The 17,578-nt window shown below is 43.7% G+C and carries 17 protein-coding genes; 6 read left to right on the top strand and 11 right to left on the bottom strand.

The genetic code is table 11. The annotated features are described in order from the left end of the window. Positions 1-72 precede the first annotated feature (72 nt). From atpD to EI162_RS03155, 9 genes are all read right to left on the bottom strand, one after another. A complete protein-coding gene (gene atpD, locus EI162_RS03195; protein ID WP_192522985.1) occupies positions 73-1,506 on the bottom strand; it encodes a F0F1 ATP synthase subunit beta in 1,434 nt (477 codons plus the stop codon). 50 nt (positions 1,507-1,556) lie between these two features. Further along, positions 1,557-2,438, bottom strand: coding sequence for a F0F1 ATP synthase subunit gamma (gene atpG / locus EI162_RS03190; protein WP_192522984.1), 882 nt, complete (start codon positions 2,436-2,438; stop codon positions 1,557-1,559). A 256-nt stretch (positions 2,439-2,694) separates the two neighbouring features. Next, the gene (atpA, locus tag EI162_RS03185; protein ID WP_192522983.1) at positions 2,695-4,239 is read right to left on the bottom strand and encodes a F0F1 ATP synthase subunit alpha; all 1,545 of its coding nucleotides are present in this window, start codon (positions 4,237-4,239) and stop codon (positions 2,695-2,697) included. A 92-nt stretch (positions 4,240-4,331) separates the two neighbouring features. Continuing rightward, entirely contained in the window at positions 4,332-4,955 is a 624-nt protein-coding gene (locus tag EI162_RS03180; RefSeq protein WP_192522982.1) for a F0F1 ATP synthase subunit delta, read from the bottom strand. 13 nt (positions 4,956-4,968) lie between these two features. Further along, on the bottom strand, positions 4,969-5,439 hold the full coding sequence (locus EI162_RS03175; RefSeq protein ID WP_192522981.1) for a F0F1 ATP synthase subunit B: 471 nt from the start codon (positions 5,437-5,439) through the stop codon (positions 4,969-4,971). A gap of 117 nt (positions 5,440-5,556) precedes the next feature. Beyond that, entirely contained in the window at positions 5,557-5,805 is a 249-nt protein-coding gene (atpE, locus tag EI162_RS03170; RefSeq protein WP_010197960.1) for a F0F1 ATP synthase subunit C, read from the bottom strand. 33 nt (positions 5,806-5,838) lie between these two features. Continuing rightward, positions 5,839-6,714, bottom strand: a complete 876-nt coding sequence (gene atpB, locus EI162_RS03165; protein ID WP_192522980.1) for a F0F1 ATP synthase subunit A — start codon at positions 6,712-6,714, stop codon at positions 5,839-5,841. 690 nt (positions 6,715-7,404) lie between these two features. Then, positions 7,405-7,803, bottom strand: coding sequence for an ATP synthase subunit I (locus tag EI162_RS03160; protein ID WP_192522979.1), 399 nt, complete (start codon positions 7,801-7,803; stop codon positions 7,405-7,407). Positions 7,804-8,049: 246 nt separating this feature from the next. Further along, the gene (locus tag EI162_RS03155; protein ID WP_192522978.1) at positions 8,050-8,934 is read right to left on the bottom strand and encodes a metal ABC transporter solute-binding protein, Zn/Mn family; all 885 of its coding nucleotides are present in this window, start codon (positions 8,932-8,934) and stop codon (positions 8,050-8,052) included. 142 nt (positions 8,935-9,076) lie between these two features. Here EI162_RS03155 and EI162_RS03150 point away from each other — a divergent pair, with 142 nt between their 5' ends. From EI162_RS03150 to gluQRS, 6 genes are all read left to right on the top strand, one after another. Continuing rightward, the gene (locus tag EI162_RS03150) at positions 9,077-9,598 is read left to right on the top strand and encodes a transcriptional repressor (RefSeq protein WP_192522977.1); all 522 of its coding nucleotides are present in this window, start codon (positions 9,077-9,079) and stop codon (positions 9,596-9,598) included. Between the two features lie 76 nt (positions 9,599-9,674). After that, positions 9,675-10,478: a metal ABC transporter ATP-binding protein gene (locus EI162_RS03145; protein WP_225735179.1), complete on the top strand. Its 804-nt coding sequence runs from the start codon at positions 9,675-9,677 to the stop codon at positions 10,476-10,478. Positions 10,479-10,520: 42 nt separating this feature from the next. Next, positions 10,521-11,339 carry a metal ABC transporter permease gene (locus EI162_RS03140; RefSeq protein ID WP_192522976.1) on the top strand — a complete coding sequence of 273 codons (819 nt, stop codon included), beginning with the start codon at positions 10,521-10,523 and terminating at the stop codon, positions 11,337-11,339. A 232-nt stretch (positions 11,340-11,571) separates the two neighbouring features. After that, the gene (locus tag EI162_RS03135; RefSeq protein WP_192522975.1) at positions 11,572-12,429 is read left to right on the top strand and encodes a metallophosphoesterase; all 858 of its coding nucleotides are present in this window, start codon (positions 11,572-11,574) and stop codon (positions 12,427-12,429) included. A 508-nt stretch (positions 12,430-12,937) separates the two neighbouring features. Further along, complete coding sequence (gene dksA, locus EI162_RS03130) at positions 12,938-13,375, top strand: RNA polymerase-binding protein DksA (protein ID WP_192522974.1); 438 nt, start codon at positions 12,938-12,940, stop codon at positions 13,373-13,375. Positions 13,376-13,682: 307 nt separating this feature from the next. Further along, positions 13,683-14,627, top strand: a complete 945-nt coding sequence (gluQRS, locus tag EI162_RS03125; RefSeq protein WP_192522973.1) for a tRNA glutamyl-Q(34) synthetase GluQRS — start codon at positions 13,683-13,685, stop codon at positions 14,625-14,627. A gap of 65 nt (positions 14,628-14,692) precedes the next feature. Here the strand turns inward: gluQRS and EI162_RS03120 are convergent, their stop codons facing one another. Both EI162_RS03120 and murD read right to left on the bottom strand, forming a co-directional pair. Next, positions 14,693-15,889, bottom strand: a complete 1,197-nt coding sequence (locus EI162_RS03120; protein WP_192522972.1) for an FtsW/RodA/SpoVE family cell cycle protein — start codon at positions 15,887-15,889, stop codon at positions 14,693-14,695. A gap of 228 nt (positions 15,890-16,117) precedes the next feature. After that, positions 16,118-17,554: a UDP-N-acetylmuramoyl-L-alanine--D-glutamate ligase gene (murD, locus tag EI162_RS03115; RefSeq protein ID WP_192522971.1), complete on the bottom strand. Its 1,437-nt coding sequence runs from the start codon at positions 17,552-17,554 to the stop codon at positions 16,118-16,120. Positions 17,555-17,578: the final 24 nt, after the last annotated feature.

The raw sequence follows: 17,578 nt of genomic DNA, 5'->3' as shown, positions 1-17,578 counted from the left end.
ACTGCGATGCGTTACTGAGGAGTAGATATAAGGTTTATATTATACCTACCCGTTAGCGAATACTAATACAACTTACGCTGCAGAAGACTTCATTTTTTCAGCGTTAGCGACTACTTCATCGATGCCGCCAGCCATATAGAATGCTTGCTCTGGTAGATCATCGTACTCACCAGCGATGATTGCTTTAAAGCCAGCAATGGTATCGCGTAGTGCGACATATTTACCAGGCGCGCCAGTAAAGATTTCAGCAACGTGGAACGGCTGTGATAAGAAGCGCTGAATTTTACGCGCACGATAAACGGTTAGTTTATCTTCTTCCGATAGCTCATCCATACCCAAAATAGCGATAATGTCTTTAAGCTCTTTATAGCTCTGCAATACTTCTTGCACGCCGCGAGCAACACTATAATGCTCTTCGCTAATGACTTGTGGGTCTAGCTGACGTGACGTTGAGTCAAGTGGATCAACCGCAGGATAAATACCTTGTGAGGCAATATCACGGTTCAGTACCACGGTTGCATCCAAGTGAGCAAACGTCGTTGCAGGTGATGGATCGGTCAAGTCATCCGCAGGTACATATACCGCTTGTATTGAGGTAATCGAACCTGATTGCGTTGAGGTAATACGCTCTTGTAGCTGACCCATTTCTTCAGCAAGTGTTGGCTGATAACCAACCGCTGATGGCATACGGCCTAGCAATGCTGATACTTCAGTACCGGCAAGCGTATAACGATAGATATTATCAACGAAGAACAAAACGTCACGACCTTTGCCAGTAGCAGGATCTTTGGTATCACGGAAGTACTCAGCCATGGTCAAACCAGACAGAGCAACACGTAGACGGTTACCCGGTGGCTCATTCATCTGACCATAAATCATCGCCACTTTAGACTTAGTAAAGTCATCAGTATCAACAACACCAGCGTCTTGCATTTCGTGATAGAAATCATTGCCTTCACGCGTACGCTCACCAACACCCGCAAACACAGACAAGCCTTCGTGTTTCAGGGCGATGTTGTTAATTAACTCCATGATATTAACGGTTTTACCAACACCAGCACCACCAAACAGACCAACTTTACCACCTTTTGCAAACGGGCAAAGTAGATCAATAACTTTAATACCAGTTTCTAGCAATTCAGTGCTGTTAGACTGTTCCGCATAGCTTGGCGCTTCACGGTGAATAGACCATTTTTCGTCTGCGACTACTGGACCTTCTTCATCGATAGGACGACCAAGAACATCCATGATACGACCAAGTGTACCAACGCCTACTGGCACAGAAATTGGGCCACCAGTATTAGTCACTGGAAGGTTACGCTTTAGGCCTTCGGTCGAGCCCATCGCAATAGTACGCACGATACCATCGCCTAGTTGTTGCTGTACTTCTAGGGTGGTTGCAGTACCGTCTACTTCTAAAGCATCATAAATTTGAGGGACTTCGTTACGGTTGAACTCAACGTCAAGAACCGCGCCAATAATCTGTACAATACGACCGCTACTCATTGCGTTCTCCTGGAAATTCTGTATATAGTGTGTTTTATAAAGGGTTTCAACTATGAAACAGCAGCAGCACCGCCAACGATTTCCGATATTTCTCGGGTAATCGCCGCTTGACGCAGCTTGTTATAAACCAACTGTAAATCGTTAATTAGGTCACCAGCATTATCTGTCGCCGCTTTCATGGCAACCATACGTGAGGACTGCTCAGAGGCGATGTTTTCCATTACCGCTTGATAGACAATCGACTCAATATAACGACCAAGCAACTCATCAATCAACGTCTTGATATCAGGCTCGTAGATATAATCCCAGCTAAGTTCTGTCTGTATGCCGCTCTCTTCTTCGCTAAGCGCTTCCTCTGGTAAAGGTACCAGTTGATTGACGGTTGGCTTTTGAGTCATGGCATTAACGAACTGGTTATATACCACATAGATACGGTCTAAATTACCGTTGCTATAGTCTTCAAGCATGGCCTGAACGGGGGCGTTTAATTGCTCAAACGTTGGTTTGTCGCCATAATCGGTTACCGCTGAGGTGACTTTGCCACCAAAGTTTTTGAAGAAACTGACGCCTTTAGCACCAATAACCGCAAACTCGGCTTGTACAGACTGGTCTTGATATTGCTGGATATTTTTCATCAATGCTTTGAATAAGTTAATATTCAAACCACCCGCCAAACCGCGATCAGAGCTAATAACAATATAGCCAACTTTGTTGACTGGACGCGAGACCATATACGGATGTTTGTAGTCTGATGAGGCATGCACCAAATGTGAAATAACCCGGCGCATACTATCAGCATACGGGCGACCCACTTCCATGCGCTCTTGGGCACGGCGCATTTTACTTGCCGCTACCATTTGCATCGCACGAGTAATTTTTTGGGTGCTTTTAATACTGGTGACTTTGGCACGTATCTCTTTTAAGCTTGCCATAATGATTCCAATATAAGAGGGTTAAAAAGCATTGGCGCATGCGACAATTATTTAATATATAACATTAATCTAAAAAATAATACTTTATATCTTGTGCATGACGCGATGTAATGCCGTCAACGGTTAGAATAGTGGCGCTGCTATCTAAATAAAAAACTTATTAGACAGCGCGCCACTTTATTAGCTATAAACAACAGCCATAACCAATCAGGCTTAACCCGTTAACTGAGTATTTACTAACTTAATCGTTAGTAAATTAGTAACTGTGATTTTGTTTAAAGGTCTCGACTGCTGACTTTAAACGACCTGCAATATCATCATTATATTTTGCAGTGTCATCAATTTCTTTCATCAGCTCGCTTTGCTCATCATGCATATAGCGTAAGTAAGCTTCTTCAAAAGAACCTATTTTATTAACAGGAACATCTGATAAGAACCCTTCGTTTGACGCATAGATAACCGCAGACTGTTCAGCGATAGACATCGGCTGATACTGTTTCTGTTTCATCAGTTCAGTCACACGCTCACCATGGTCAAGCTGTTCGCGAGTCGCATCATCAAGGTCTGAGGCAAACTGAGCGAATGCCGCCAATTCACGATACTGAGCTAGAGCAGTACGAATACCACCAGAGAGTTTCTTAATGATCTTAGTCTGAGCTGCACCACCAACACGCGATACCGAGATACCAGCGTTGACTGCTGGACGGATACCTGAGTTAAATAAGCTTGACTCTAAGAAAATCTGACCATCAGTGATTGAAATCACGTTGGTCGGTACGAATGCTGATACGTCACCGGCTTGGGTCTCAATGATTGGTAGCGCGGTTAATGAACCAGTTTTACCAACTACTTCACCATTGGTGAATTTTTCTACATATTCAGCGTTTACACGTGATGCACGCTCAAGTAAACGTGAGTGTAAGTAGAATACATCCCCTGGATACGCTTCACGGCCTGGTGGACGACGTAATAGTAGTGAAATTTGACGATAAGCAACGGCTTGTTTTGACAAGTCATCAAATACAATCAGTGCATCTTCGCCGCGGTCACGGAAGTATTCACCCATCGTACAACCTGAGTACGGTGCGATATACTGTAGTGCTGCTGGCTCTGACGCTGAAGCAACCACAACTGTGGTGTATTCAAGTGCGCCAGTTTGCTCAAGTTTGCGTACCACGTTAGCGATGGTAGAACGTTTCTGACCAATTGCTACATATACACACTTAATGCCAGATGATTTCTGGGCGATGATCGCATCGATAGCCATCGCGGTTTTACCCGTCTGACGGTCACCAATGATAAGCTCACGCTGACCACGACCGATTGGAATCATGGTATCAACGGCTTTATAACCGGTCATTACTGGCTGATCTACTGATTGACGGTCGATAACGCCTGGGGCGATTTTTTCGACTTTGTCGGTCATTTTGGCATTGATAGGACCTTTGCCATCAATAGGATTTCCCAAGGCGTCAACAACACGGCCTAGCAGCTCAGGACCTACTGGTACTTCAAGGATACGACCAGTACAATAGGCTTTTTGACCTTCTTGCAGCTTTAGGTAATCACCAAGTACTACCGCGCCGACAGAATCACGCTCTAAGTTAAGCGCCATTCCGTAGATTTCGCCTTCAAACTCAATCATTTCGCCGTACATGGCATCTTCAAGACCATGAATCTGCACGATACCGTCAGATACTTTGACAATCGTGCCTTCATTCTTTGCAGTTGCACCCGCATCAAGGTCTTGAATACGCTGCTTAATCAGGTTACTGATTTCCGCTGGATTCAATTGTTGCATTGCCTTGTTTCCTTTAATTTATGATAACCCGCCCACTGACTTAAATGCTCTTATATCATGCACGCTCTATTGAGCTGCGTTGATGATTGGCATTAGGCAGTTAGCTGTGTTTTTAACTGTTGTAACTTGCCGCGCATCGAATCATCAATGATTTTGTCACCGACTTTGATCGTAGCGCCTGCCAATAAACTTGCATCAACCGACTCGTGAATCACCACGCTAGCATTTAGCGAGGTAGCGAGACGTGTTTGCAGCATATCACGCTGGGCATCGGTCAATGGATAGGCCGTGGTCACATATGCGTCAAGCTGCTTTAAGCTTATTGCCTTGTGACGGCGATAATGCTCATAAACTTCAGGAAGCAGCGCCAGACGCTCTTGTTCTGATAACTGTTTAACGAAGTTACTAAGTGCTACTGATACTTTTGGATAGCTGGCGTCGCTATCAGGGCGAACCCCTCTAGCCTCACCTAATAACTGCTTAAAAGCAGAATCATTAGCGCTAGCTACTTGTGTATCATAAAGATCGATCAAAGCAGCTGACTTATGCTCAGCAGAAACAGCTGGATTGTCTAGCCAAGTACTGAACGACTTGTCATTGACAACGCTAGCAGCAATAAATAAGAAGTTCTCCCACTCATTTACTGCCCCGTTTTCGTTGGCATAGTCAAACGCGGCTTTAGCGTACGGTCGTGCTAAGGTTGATAAGTCAGCCATTATATCCTCACAATTACAGCTTCGCCGCCAGTTGGTCTAACATACTGGCATGTTTTTGCACATCGACTTTGTCTTGCAAAATCTTTTCTGCACCAAGTACAGCCAGCTCAGCAACTTGGGCACGTAATGACTCACGCGCTTGATTGATTTCTTGGTCGATAGACGCTTGCGCTTGTTGACGAATGCGCTCGCCTTCCGCTTGGGCCTGCGTTTTGGCATCTTCGACAAGCTGGTTGGCACTCTTGTTCGCTTGCTCGATTAGAGCAGCAGCTTTGGTCTTTGCAAGATCAAGCTCCTGCTGGACATCTTGCTCCGCGGTTGCCAAATCTGCTTTTGCTTTTTCTGCGGCATTCAAGCCTTCAGCAATTTTACGCTGACGCTCATTGATGGCACCGATAAGTGGTGGCCACACAAACTTCATGCAGAACATCACAAAGATTGCAAAAGCAATGGCTTGACCGACGAGGGTAAAATTGATATTCACGTGATCACCTCTTTGTTAATGAAAAATCAGTTTCATTGATCATGTTTGGCAGTCAAATCTTGACTATATTTGCTAGTAAATCCTTGAGTACCAAACATTTACAACTGAGCTTTCGGATTAACCTGCTAGAGGGTTAGCGAACAACAATAGCATAGCAATACCAACACCGATCATCGGAATAGCATCAAGAAGACCTGCTACGATGAACATACGAGTTTGCAATTGTGAGCCAAGTTCTGGCTGACGTGCAACACCTTCTAGGAATTTACCACCTAGAATAGCAAAACCAATACCTGTACCTAGTGCACCTAAACCGATAAGTAGTGCTACTGCGATAACTGTGTAACCACCTAATACTGGATCCATGGATGTATCCTCATTTACCTATTGAATGTCTAATTAATGTTCAGTTGATGATGCAAGTGACATATAAACTATCGTCAGCATCATAAATACGAACGCTTGGAGGGTAATAATTAAGATGTGGAAAATAGCCCACGGTACTGATAACGCCCACTGAATCCAAAATGGCATTAGGGCAATCAGTATGAAAATCAACTCACCAGCATACATGTTACCGAATAGACGCAGACCTAATGAGATAGGCTTGGCTATTAAAGTAACAAACTCTAAGATAAAGTTGATGGGTATTAAAATAATTTGTACGATAGGATTCTTAGCACTGAACGGATGCAGTGTTAGCTCGCCAACAAAGCCGCCCAACCCTTTTTCTTTGATACTATAAAATAGTATCAGCGCAAAGACAGAGAATGACATGCCGAGCGTGATATTAGGATCAGTGGTTGGAACAATCTTAAAGAACACATGATGTGGATCACCTCCACCCGCCCCCATTGCTGCGCCGATTTGTCCGGCAAGCGCTGGGATAAAGTCTACCGGCAGCAAATCCATCAAGTTCATCAAGAAAATCCAAACGAAGATGGTTAATGCTAAAGGCGCAATCAGCTTTGAGGTGCCACTATAAGAGTCACGCACGTTGTTATCAACGAACTCAACGATCATCTCAACCGCGGCCTGAGTTTTACCCGGCACGCCTGAAGTGACCTTTCTAGCGACCATCCAAAAGATAGCGCAGAAAACAATGCCGAGACCAATTGACCAAAGCATAGAATCAAGGTGGATAGCTTTAAAACCCATTAATCCTGCTTCTTCGGCAGTATAGGCAACTTTCCAACCTTCGCCCGGCAGATAGCCGTACGTCCAGTTCGTTAAGTGATGAGAGATATAGTCTGTGGTTGTTTGCTCGCCTGCCATAATATAAGCTTCTTATTAGTCAACGATTTACTCAACTACCCAAAAATACGGTTGTCATCTGATGAGGTCTTTAGCGCTTGAACCTGCAGCATTTAAATGCAGATAAACAAACGACGCTAAAGCGCCTCTATAAGCAATAACATCCAACCCATAGTTCTGTTACTTATGCTAAATTTAATAGCTGATAATAAATTTTAGCTACCAAAAAAGGGCTCATCATTATTCAGTAGTAGCCCTTTAATATGTACAGAAAATTATCATATATTGTTTATTCAACTCTTCTAATCACGATAAACGCTTAATGCAGCGCTCGTAACCAAGATATTTAGCCGCCTATATTAATGCAGCGTTGTATTCGTGTAAAGTCAATTGTGACTTTTTTATCCGCTGTATGAGTAAGTTAGCTGTGAGTCGCGTTTGCTAAAAGGCTTTTGCGTCATTAATTAAATTGTAAGAATTTAATTAGTGACGCTATCAATAGCCAAATTAACGCTATTGCACCCACATTATTGGGTATTATATGCGTTTCAAACGCTCATTAGTAATGTCATCAGACAAATTTTCATGCTTCGACGTTATACAACTAGTCATAGAGAAGCTGGACAGCGGGGTGACTTGCTAGTGTCGGTTATAATTTGGCTATTTATATATACAAATCACCTCTATATAAATAAAAATCATTTATCAATACTAACGTATATGCCACAACATCCAACTGTGACTAATTTGCATTACCATAAAACCGATAAACAGCGCAGGCGCGGATAGGGGTTGTACGGTAATAAAAATTAGTGCGAAACCAAACACGGTCAACAGCCATTTGGCCATTTGACCCCGATATAGCTGGCTAACAATATATAAGCGCGCGCGATATCCGGTATACCAAAAAATAAAAAAAGCAAATACCACTTGAGTGGCAAAACTAAGTAGCGCACCAATAGCGGCGCTTTTTGCTACTACCAGCGCACTATGTAACCAAATAGTATCTAATATCCAAGCAATAATAATAAGGATAAATAGTATCCATGCTTGGCGCTTGATATAAATGCCAATCTTATCTTTTTGTGTGCGTTTGGCAGGCTTGGTCATCGGTAGTCCTATCGCCTTACAGGATTGGGGTAAGGTAGCAATCTAACACAGTCGCGACGCTGTTACTTTTATCCGTGAACGGCCCACTCTATAGGGGTTACCTTTTAACCAAAATAAAACGCCACTCATTATAAGGACCGACCGACCGTTAAGCAAGAAAAATATACCTTTTACCAGTCATCTATTCTTACTATCTGCAAATGATGCTCTAATCAATACTCTATCAAAAGCTTCTGTATAAGCGCTTTATGATATGCATTGATATATCTGCTGCGCCATCGCCTGCCAGCCGCTGACAAAGTCTTTGCTATTACTCATATCTTCTGCCTGAACGGTGGTCTGTACAGGTTGTAGTTTGGCTAACAATCCTTTAGCAGGTTGGCTTGGCGACACAAGGCACATTTTCTTGTCCGGGCGCTGCTCATTGAGCCAGCGTAATTGGCTCGCTCTTGGCGCTAAATGATGGTCAGTACTTAAGCTACCGATGAACGTTAGCTGTAAGCTGCTTTCGATATATTGATAAGCATCGTGATAAGCCCAATATGGTCGCACTTTTTGAGTAGCATTTTTATTGGTTGCTGCTACGGCTTTATCCAGTCGTTGAGCAAATTTTTGGGCATTGGCATGGTACAGCTTTTTATATTGCGGATTGGCATGACTATGAATCACCGCAAGAGCGCGAGTCATGGCTTTGGCATTATCAGGATCGAGCCAAATATGCGGGTCTAAGGTGTCAGCAATAGGTTTACCTTTTATATCGCGCAAAGGATGACGATGAAAAGCATCAAACTCAAACAATGCAATAGCATTGGGCGCGGTATTTAAGCTCGCTGCCAAGTTTTTTTCTAGTGGCTCACCAAACCAGACCACAAACTTACTGTCCTGAATGGCTTTGATATCGCCAGGACTGATACTACCATGGTGACCGACCTCCCCTGCCTGCAATAATTGCTTGGCAGGCGGCGCACCCTCAGTGACTGCCTGACTTAACAAAAACAAAGGATAGTTACTCACGCTGACTGTGGCGGCTTGGGCATTAACTGCCAAAGTGCCGAGCATTACTATTCCAGTAATGAGCAGTCGCTGTAGTATAATGCGTGAGCGTAAAGAGTCGTTAAAGACTGAGTTCATAGTCGGTTCTTTAATGTATGGATGATAGAAATATACGTAGATAAATTAAGACCGTTTATCTGATTTTGGTTTTAGTATGTTATACTATAACAATATAAATTACTATACTTAAAATGCCATTCCATTTTTAGGAGCTTGTGCTATGTCGACTACCTCACCTAATTGTGAGCATGTGCACGACGTGCAAGATTTTACGCCTCAGGATGTGTCTGAGCGCCTAATCGCCGCAAAAGAGCAGTGTCGTCTACGCGGTGTGCGCTTTACCCCCTTACGTCAGCAGATTTATACGCTGGTATTGCAAGCCAATAAACCAGTGGGTGCTTATGATTTAATCACCCAATTACAGCACATGCGTCTATCAGACAGCGATAATAAGATTGATAGCACAAAGAATGTTGCACCGCCGACGGTCTATCGCAGTTTAGAGTTTTTATTAAGCGAAGGTTTGGTACATCAACTGACCTCTATCAATGCGTATGTACCTTGCTGTCACCCAAGGGCGCAGCATACGGCAGCGTTTTTAATCTGTGAGCAGTGTCAGCGCGTACAAGAATGTAGCAGCTTGCCCGTACAAGAGATGATGGGCTTTGCTGAGCAAGATATTGGTTTTATCGTTGAACGCAGTGTCATTGAGCTGAGCGGTCGTTGCCAAATGTGCCAGTAAAATAACGACCCTTGATGATAAGTGTTTATCATCAAATTTTATGTATATCCTTTACTAACCCACTCGTTGTCATATTATGAGCCTGTCTACCTTACCGTTTAATCAACCGAGCGCTTCTGTTATTACTGGCAATAGCATTAATAGTGTTAGCAAACTGCTGAGCTTAAATAACGTTAGCTTTGATATTAACCAGCAACGCTTGCTGTCAAATATTAATATCGACATTGCTATTAACGAAACGGTCAGCCTTATCGGGCCTAATGGCGCGGGCAAGTCAACGTTGGTCAAACTTATTTTGGGCTTAATTGAGCCGACTGATGGACAGATTACACCCCACCAGAAATTACAGCTTGGCTATGTGCCGCAGCGGTTTGCTGTACCACCAATACTGCCATTACGTGTCCGCGATTTACTAGCACAAGCAGACAAAAAACGCTTAACGGCTGAGCAGCGGCAGTTTATCTTTGATAATTTATCATTGACCCATCTGCTATCGCGGCAAATGCTGCACCTTTCGGGTGGTGAAACGCAGCGGGTATTGCTGGCACGCGCATTATTAGAGAAGCCCAATTTATTAATTTTAGATGAACCGATGCAAGGGCTGGACCCTGATACCGAGGTTTGGCTGTATCAATTTATCGATGAATTACCAGAGTTTTTACGCTGTGCCATGCTGGTGGTATCGCATGATTTACATTGGGTGATGAAAGGCAGTCGACGGGTGATTTGTCTCAACAAGCATATCTGCTGTGAAGGTCAGCCCAGCGAGCTTGCTATTAGCAGCGAATTTCAAAAGCTGTTTGGCCATCATTATGAGCAGCCTTATGTACACCAACCGCACGCCTGTGAGCATCACGCGCCAAGCGAACTCGAATTATAATAAAGCCTTAAACCTTTATAAAAACTATTACGGATACTTATTATGAGCGCTTGGTTAGCCATCATTGCCCCTGCTTGGATTGCTGGCAGTATTTTAGCCTTATTATCAGCGCCTTTAGGTTGTTTGGTATTGTGGCGACGCATGGCATTTTTTGCTGACGCATTAGCTCATGGAACCTTACTTGGCGTGGCCTTGGCAGTCTGGTGGCAGTTGCCAATGGGTATAGGCATTGCATTAGTCAGTGTCATGGTGGTGCTGGGGCTGGTGCTCATTGATGATGAGCGTCTGCCCGTCGATGCGGTACTGGCAGTGGTTGCGGTGTCATTGCTATGTCTAGGCTTATTGGCTTTGACCCAGCTAACTGACCAGCAAGCAAACGTACTGGGGTTTTTATTTGGTAATTTGCTGGAGCTTGACTGGGCAGACTTACCGTTACTCGCTGGTAGCGTCATGGTTGGATTGGGTCTGCTTACCTATATATGGCCAGCGCAAATTAAGCTTGCCACCCACGAAGCATTGGCACGTATTCAGGGTATCAACCCCACACGCCAGCGGCTATTTTTTATGGGCGTACTAGCAGGGTTTTGTGCGATTGCTCTACAGGCGGTTGGTAGTTTATTAATCAGTGGTTTATTGGTTTTACCAGCACTGACGGCACGCTTATATTCAGCATCACCAAAACAAATGGTCATTATATCGCTAGTAATCGCGCAGCTTGGCGTCACTTTAGGCGTTTGGGGTAGCATTTGGTTGGATATTCAGACGGGTCTCTCTATCGTCTTGATATTAGCAATTTTATTCTTTATGGCGCTTGCTGTCTCAAAGCTAATGACCACAAGGTTTTGGTCAGCACGTCGCTAATCGCTTCGTAGTATGCGTAATATAAAGGCGGTTATTTACTGTTTTATCCAACTTTATTTTATCAATATAGCTAGAGCTTTCATTGACGTTATGTTATAAAATTGCCCTAATATGCCTATTGGTAATAACAGCTTGGTAATAGCAATGAGAAACCAATGACTATAACTCGTTCAATGTATTTATATTTATTCTAGCGATAATACTTATTTTGATTCGATAAGGGACTGACCCAATGCCAAGCTATCCTGTGAATAAAATCAGCACGCCAGATGCACAATTGAATATACTACAAATCACTGACTTGCATTTATCAACGCCTGTGGTCTCCACTGCCGATGATAATGATGAGGACAGTACTAAAAATGGCGAGGTAACGGTTTGTCAGCACCGTTTTGAGTCCGTGCTACAGCAAGCATTGAGTGGCGATATCCGCTGTGATTTGATTGTCGTGACTGGGGATTTGGTTAGTGAGGTAATTCCTGCTATCTATGACCATATTTTTAAGGTATTACAAGCAACGGGCATTCCTTTTGCTTGTATCGCTGGCAACCATGACGTCACTGATGAAAGGGGTAGTGACTTACCCTTTTTTCAGCGCGAGCTCATCGCACGGCCGACCGATTCACGTTTACTGAGCCAACATGTTATTGAAAGTGATCACTGGCAGGTTTTGTTATTAGATTCATCTATGGCTGGCAAAGTAGAAGGTGAAATTACCCCCGCCGCCATCGATTGGCTATGCGAGACCCTCAGCGCTTGTGATAAGCCTACATTAATTGCCGTGCACCACCACGTCATTCCTATAGATTCTGACTGGATTGATACCCATATGGCAGACAATAGCGAGAGTTTTTGGCAGCATATGGCAAAATTCGAGCAATTAAAAGTCATTATTAGTGGTCATACCCACCAAGAGCAAGTGCGTCATCGTCAGGGGGTTAGCGTTTATAGTACACCGTCTACCTGCTATCAGTTCAAACCCTTCGAAGATGATTTTTCCTACGACACAAACGCATTGCCAGGGTATCGTTGGTTGCAATTAGCCAACAATGGAAAGGTTGCAAGCTGGGTTGAAAGACTGGATACTTGATGCCCAGATTTATTGGCACCATTAACGCTGACAGCCCTTATTTTTTAGGCTTTTAGCTGATACTGCTTGATTGAACCATAAGATAGCTGACAAAGTAGAAATGTGGTCATTATAAAAAATAGCTTCATTATTATTAAAAACAATGTTACAACTTATAAAATAAAACGAAGACCACCTGATATTTAATAATAAGCAAAACTATAGTAGCTAGGATGGCTAGATCGACCACAAGCTAAGTTTCTACAGTCAGTAATATGCAGCACTATTTAAACCCTGTTATTTAAATAAAGCAGTTTAAATAAAAATAGACATAACCATATACCTGAACATTGATATGTTGCTATGAGCATTTTGAGATAACCGTACTATTAGATCAGCTGTGTTACTTGTGTTACCAAGTGGTAAAACGTTTTATAAAGGGACAAATTATAGCGTTTGGTAAATTAATAACGTCTTGTCTTTTGATACGTCGTTTTATTGAATCAATTTGAAAAAGTAGGATACCCATATGAGCACCGTGACTACGAATCCGAGTGAAGTTAAGTTTACTCCTTATGTGCCGGGCAAAGACGAAGAGTATATGTCTGATGCACAGTTAGAGCACTTTAAATCTATTTTATTGGACTGGAAAAACCAACTGATTGGTGAAGCGGATCGCACCAAGACTTATATCCAAGATGAGTCAAGTGCCATGCCAGACATCAATGACCGTGCTACCCAAGAAGAAGAGTTTGCCTTGGCGCTGCGTACACGTGACCGTGAGCGTAAGCTGATTCGCAAAATCGACAAATCTATGTCAGAAATCGAAAACGAAGACTATGGTTTTTGTGAAACTTGCGGGGTAGAGATTGGTCTGCGTCGTTTAGAGGCACGCCCAACAGCGACGCAATGTATCGACTGTAAGACTTTATCTGAAATTAAAGAACGCCAGAACCAAGGCGCTTAAGCAACCTACTGTTAATGTAGGTATAAAAATATAAGTACAAGCACGAGCGACCATATTAATATGGTCGCTCGTTGTGTTTTGGCTTAATAGCTTTGTCATTACTGGCTTTGAGATTGGCAACTGATAACCAATTCAAAACTTCGCATCTTAAAAAAAGCATGGCTGACACAATCAGCTATATCTTTAGAACTCATCCTGCTAACAAAACAGCCGCATTTAATAAATATCTTTTTACGCTAATTTTTATTATCCTACCTTCTATCCCATTTACCGATAACCATCAATTTTAAAGTCCATCCAAACTTCTATGTTAACTCAAACCTCATCATCACAGCCTATCGGTCGTTTTGCCCCCTCACCGACTGGTGAGTTACACCTTGGCTCACTAACGACAGCGATTGCCAGCTATTGCCATATAAAATCATTGGGTGGTAAATGGCTATTACGTATCGAAGATACTGATACCGAACGCTGTGACCGACAGTTTACTGAACAAATTTTAATTGATTTGGAAGCGCTTGGATTATACTGGGATGGCGATGTTATTTATCAGTCTGAACGCATTGATATTTATAATGATTACTTGTCTTCCTCTCTGCAATCGCTGACTTATGGCTGCCAATGCTCACGTAAAGATTTGGAGCAATATTGGGCACAAAAGGAACCAAGCAAGCATCACGATGCTGTCAGTTCGCTACAACCAAATAGGACGCGTTATCCGCGCCGCTGTGTCGGCGCTGACCTTGATAGACAACAACATAAGTTACGTATCCAACTGCCAGATTATAGGATTGGTTTCAACGATGGTATCCAAGGTATGCAGTGGGATAATCCGCAGCAAACATTAGGCGATATGGTGGTGCGCCGCCAAGATGGCATGATCAATTATATATTGGCAGCCAGCCTCGATGATGGTCTACAACAAATCACACATATTATGCGCGGTTTGGATATTTTACCCATGACCACGGCACAAATCAGTATCATGCAGGCCGCTGGTTTGCCTGCTATCGATCATTGGTCTCACTTGCCACTGATATGTCATTCTGATGGGCAAAAGCTCTCCAAGCAAAATCTGGCTCAACCCATCGATACTCGTAACCCAAGTCAGCTTATCACTGACGCTTTACAGCTCTTACAGCAACCAACGGTCGATAGAGATACACCTAGCAATATGCTAAGACAGGCCGTTGCCCAATGGGACAATACGCCACTACAGGGCAAACAGCAGTTAAATATACCCAATGGATAAAAGACGAAAAACAAGCAATAAAAAGCGCCACCAATAGCGACGCGTTTTAAACTATTCTAACGATACTAATAATAACGGCACTGGCTTTTTTCGATTTCAGGGCTTTCTTTGTAAATCTTCAGTAATAGCGCGACCATCACTAAACTAATCAGCATCGATGAGCCACCGTAACTGAAAAACGGCATGGTTAAACCTTTGGTCGGAATTGCGCCCATATTCATCGCCGCATTAATAATTGTCTGCGCAATAAACACCACACCGATACCAAAAGCGGTATAACTCATGCGCATCTGCCGACGCTTGAGCGCGTTATAACTGATACGCATCGCACTGCCGATAATCAGCGCCTCGAGCAACAGCACCATGCTAACCCCAACAAAGCCTAGCTCTTCACCAGTGATGGCCAATAAAAAGTCGGTATGAGCCTCGGGCAGATGCGACAGTTTTTGTACACTTTCGCCATAGCCAACACCTGTAAATTGCCCACGACCAAAAGCAATCAAACTGCGCGCCAGCTGATAATCCGTATCTTGTACATCATCAAACGGATCCATAAACGACATCACTCGGACTAACCGATACTCTGCTGTCGTAACCATCAACACAGCACCGCCAATAGCAGCAGCACCTAGCGCTAAGAAATGCTTGTAAGGGGCACCCGCAATATAAAAAATCGCAAAGAGCGTACCAAGTATCACCACAAAAGAACCAAAGTCTGGCTGCGATAATAACAGTATGGTGATGAGCGCGACCACTAACATAATCCGCAAAAAACCATCCAAACCATTACGGACCTCAAAAGAGCGACGCACCACAAAGTCAGAGACAAACACAATCATGACCAGTTTCGCTAACTCTGCTACCTGAAAATTAAAACCGCCTATCGTTAGCCAACGTTTGGAGCCATTGATAGGCGTACTGAACAAGGTCGCCACTAATAGCATGCCCGTAATACCCAGCAAAATAAACTGGGTTTCGGTTTTATATAGCAACCGTAAAGACACGCTATAATAAGGAACCGCAGCGATAATCAAACCTATCGTCATATACAGCAGTTGGTTTTTGAAAAAATGCAGCTCTGTCATTCCGCGACTGAGTGCAAAAGGAATAGAAGCAGAAGCCACCATCAATAAACTAAGCACCAGCATACAGCCGACACTCGATATTAAGATGGCGCGTGCTGACGGCATAGAAAGGATACCATCTGAGCCAGAGGCTGGCTTTGATTGAGAAGAAGAACGAAAAAAAGAAGAGATCGCCATAATTTTATATACACTAACGAACGAAAAAACACGGCGTCTATCAAACGCCACCGTTTAAAAAATAAAGTAGATCGCACCAGATAGCTGTCGTATCAGATAGCTAGGGCGTGTCCTCAATCTGACTGGTCATCATCGACAGTAGCAGCAATTTATAAGCAAAACAATCATTTATAGTTGATTCACTTTAAAACCGATATAAGTGCTACTGGAGTAAATTTTTTGCAGCCTTTAACCAGTAGTCATACTATCGGCACGCGCCAGATTTAGTTGGTCAACCAGTTGATTAAAATGCTCACCGCGAGCCGCATAACCGCTATATTGATCGAAACTGGCACAGGCTGGTGATAATAGCACCGCTTGCACTTGTGATAGGCTACTTACAGTTACTTGTTGAATGGTGTCAAAGGCATTTTCCAAAGACTGGCATTGGTGTAGCGCTACGTCATCACTTAAGTTGGCTGTACGCAGGTGCTGCTCAATTTGCTGACTATCTTCACCGATAAGCAGTAGTTGACTAACGTACTGATTGATAAAAGGGGTCAGCTCGCCAAATTCTTGACCTTTGCCTTGCCCACCCAAAATCAATAATAGCTTGCCGTCTTTTGGCGCATAGACTGCACCCAGCCCTTCGATAGCGGCCATCGTCGAGCCAATATTGGTGCCTTTTGAATCATTAAAATAATCAATATCAGCCACATTTGCCACATATTGGCAACGATGCTCAAGTCCAGTAAATTGTTGCAAGGTATCTAGCATGCTATCAACTGCCAATCCTGCCAGCTCGCCTAACGCTAACGCTGCTTGCGCATTGAGCAGATTATGACGGCCTTTAATCAACAGTTTATCTGCCGACAGTAGTTTTTCTGTACCGCGTGCAAGATAAATATCGCCTTCAGAGTCAGTGATGAGACCATATTGATTCTCGTCAGGGGCATGAATGCCCGTACTCACTCTGGGTAAATTATCAGCCACCAGTGGGCGCGTCAATGCGTCTTCACGGTTAATAACCACAGATTTTGCACCCTGAAAAATACGGTGCTTGGCTTGATGGTAGCCGAGCATATCGCCATGACGGTCTAAATGGTCAGGCGACATATTAAGCACCGTGGCGACTTGTGCGTTTAAATCGGTCACGGTTTCTAATTGAAAGCTGGACAGCTCAAGTACCGCCAACTCCATATCGGTATTATCCAGTAATGTTAGCGCTGGTACACCAATATTGCCACCGACACCGACATTGACCCCAGCATCTATCGCCATTTGCCCAACCAACGTGGTCACAGTGCTCTTAGCATTAGAGCCGGTAATCGCTACGATCGGTACCGTACAGGCATCACAAAATAGCTGAATATCACTGACCACTGGGACATTGGCTTGACGTGCGGCTGCAACGGCTTCGGTCGCCAGAGAAATACCAGGGCTAATAATAATCCGTGTGGCTTGCTGCAATAGCGCTGCGTCAATCGTACCAAACCGGCGGATATCAATCTCATCAGGTAACTGATCCGCTAGTCTAGGTACTGCCTGAGCATCAGTGACCGCTACTTGATAACCTTGCGCCACCAGATAGCGAGCGACAGATAACCCAGATTGCCCCAAACCAACCACGACTTGTAGACCACTGCCTTTATGAAGTAAGGCATCTGTTGCAGTGTTGGTGGTCATATCTATTCCTTCTATTAGATGTGC

Source organism: Psychrobacter sp. FME6, assembly GCF_014861365.1.
Lineage (GTDB): Bacteria > Pseudomonadota > Gammaproteobacteria > Pseudomonadales > Moraxellaceae > Psychrobacter.
Note: the sequence above shows the minus strand (reverse complement) of the source record. Positions and strands in the feature narration are given on the sequence as shown.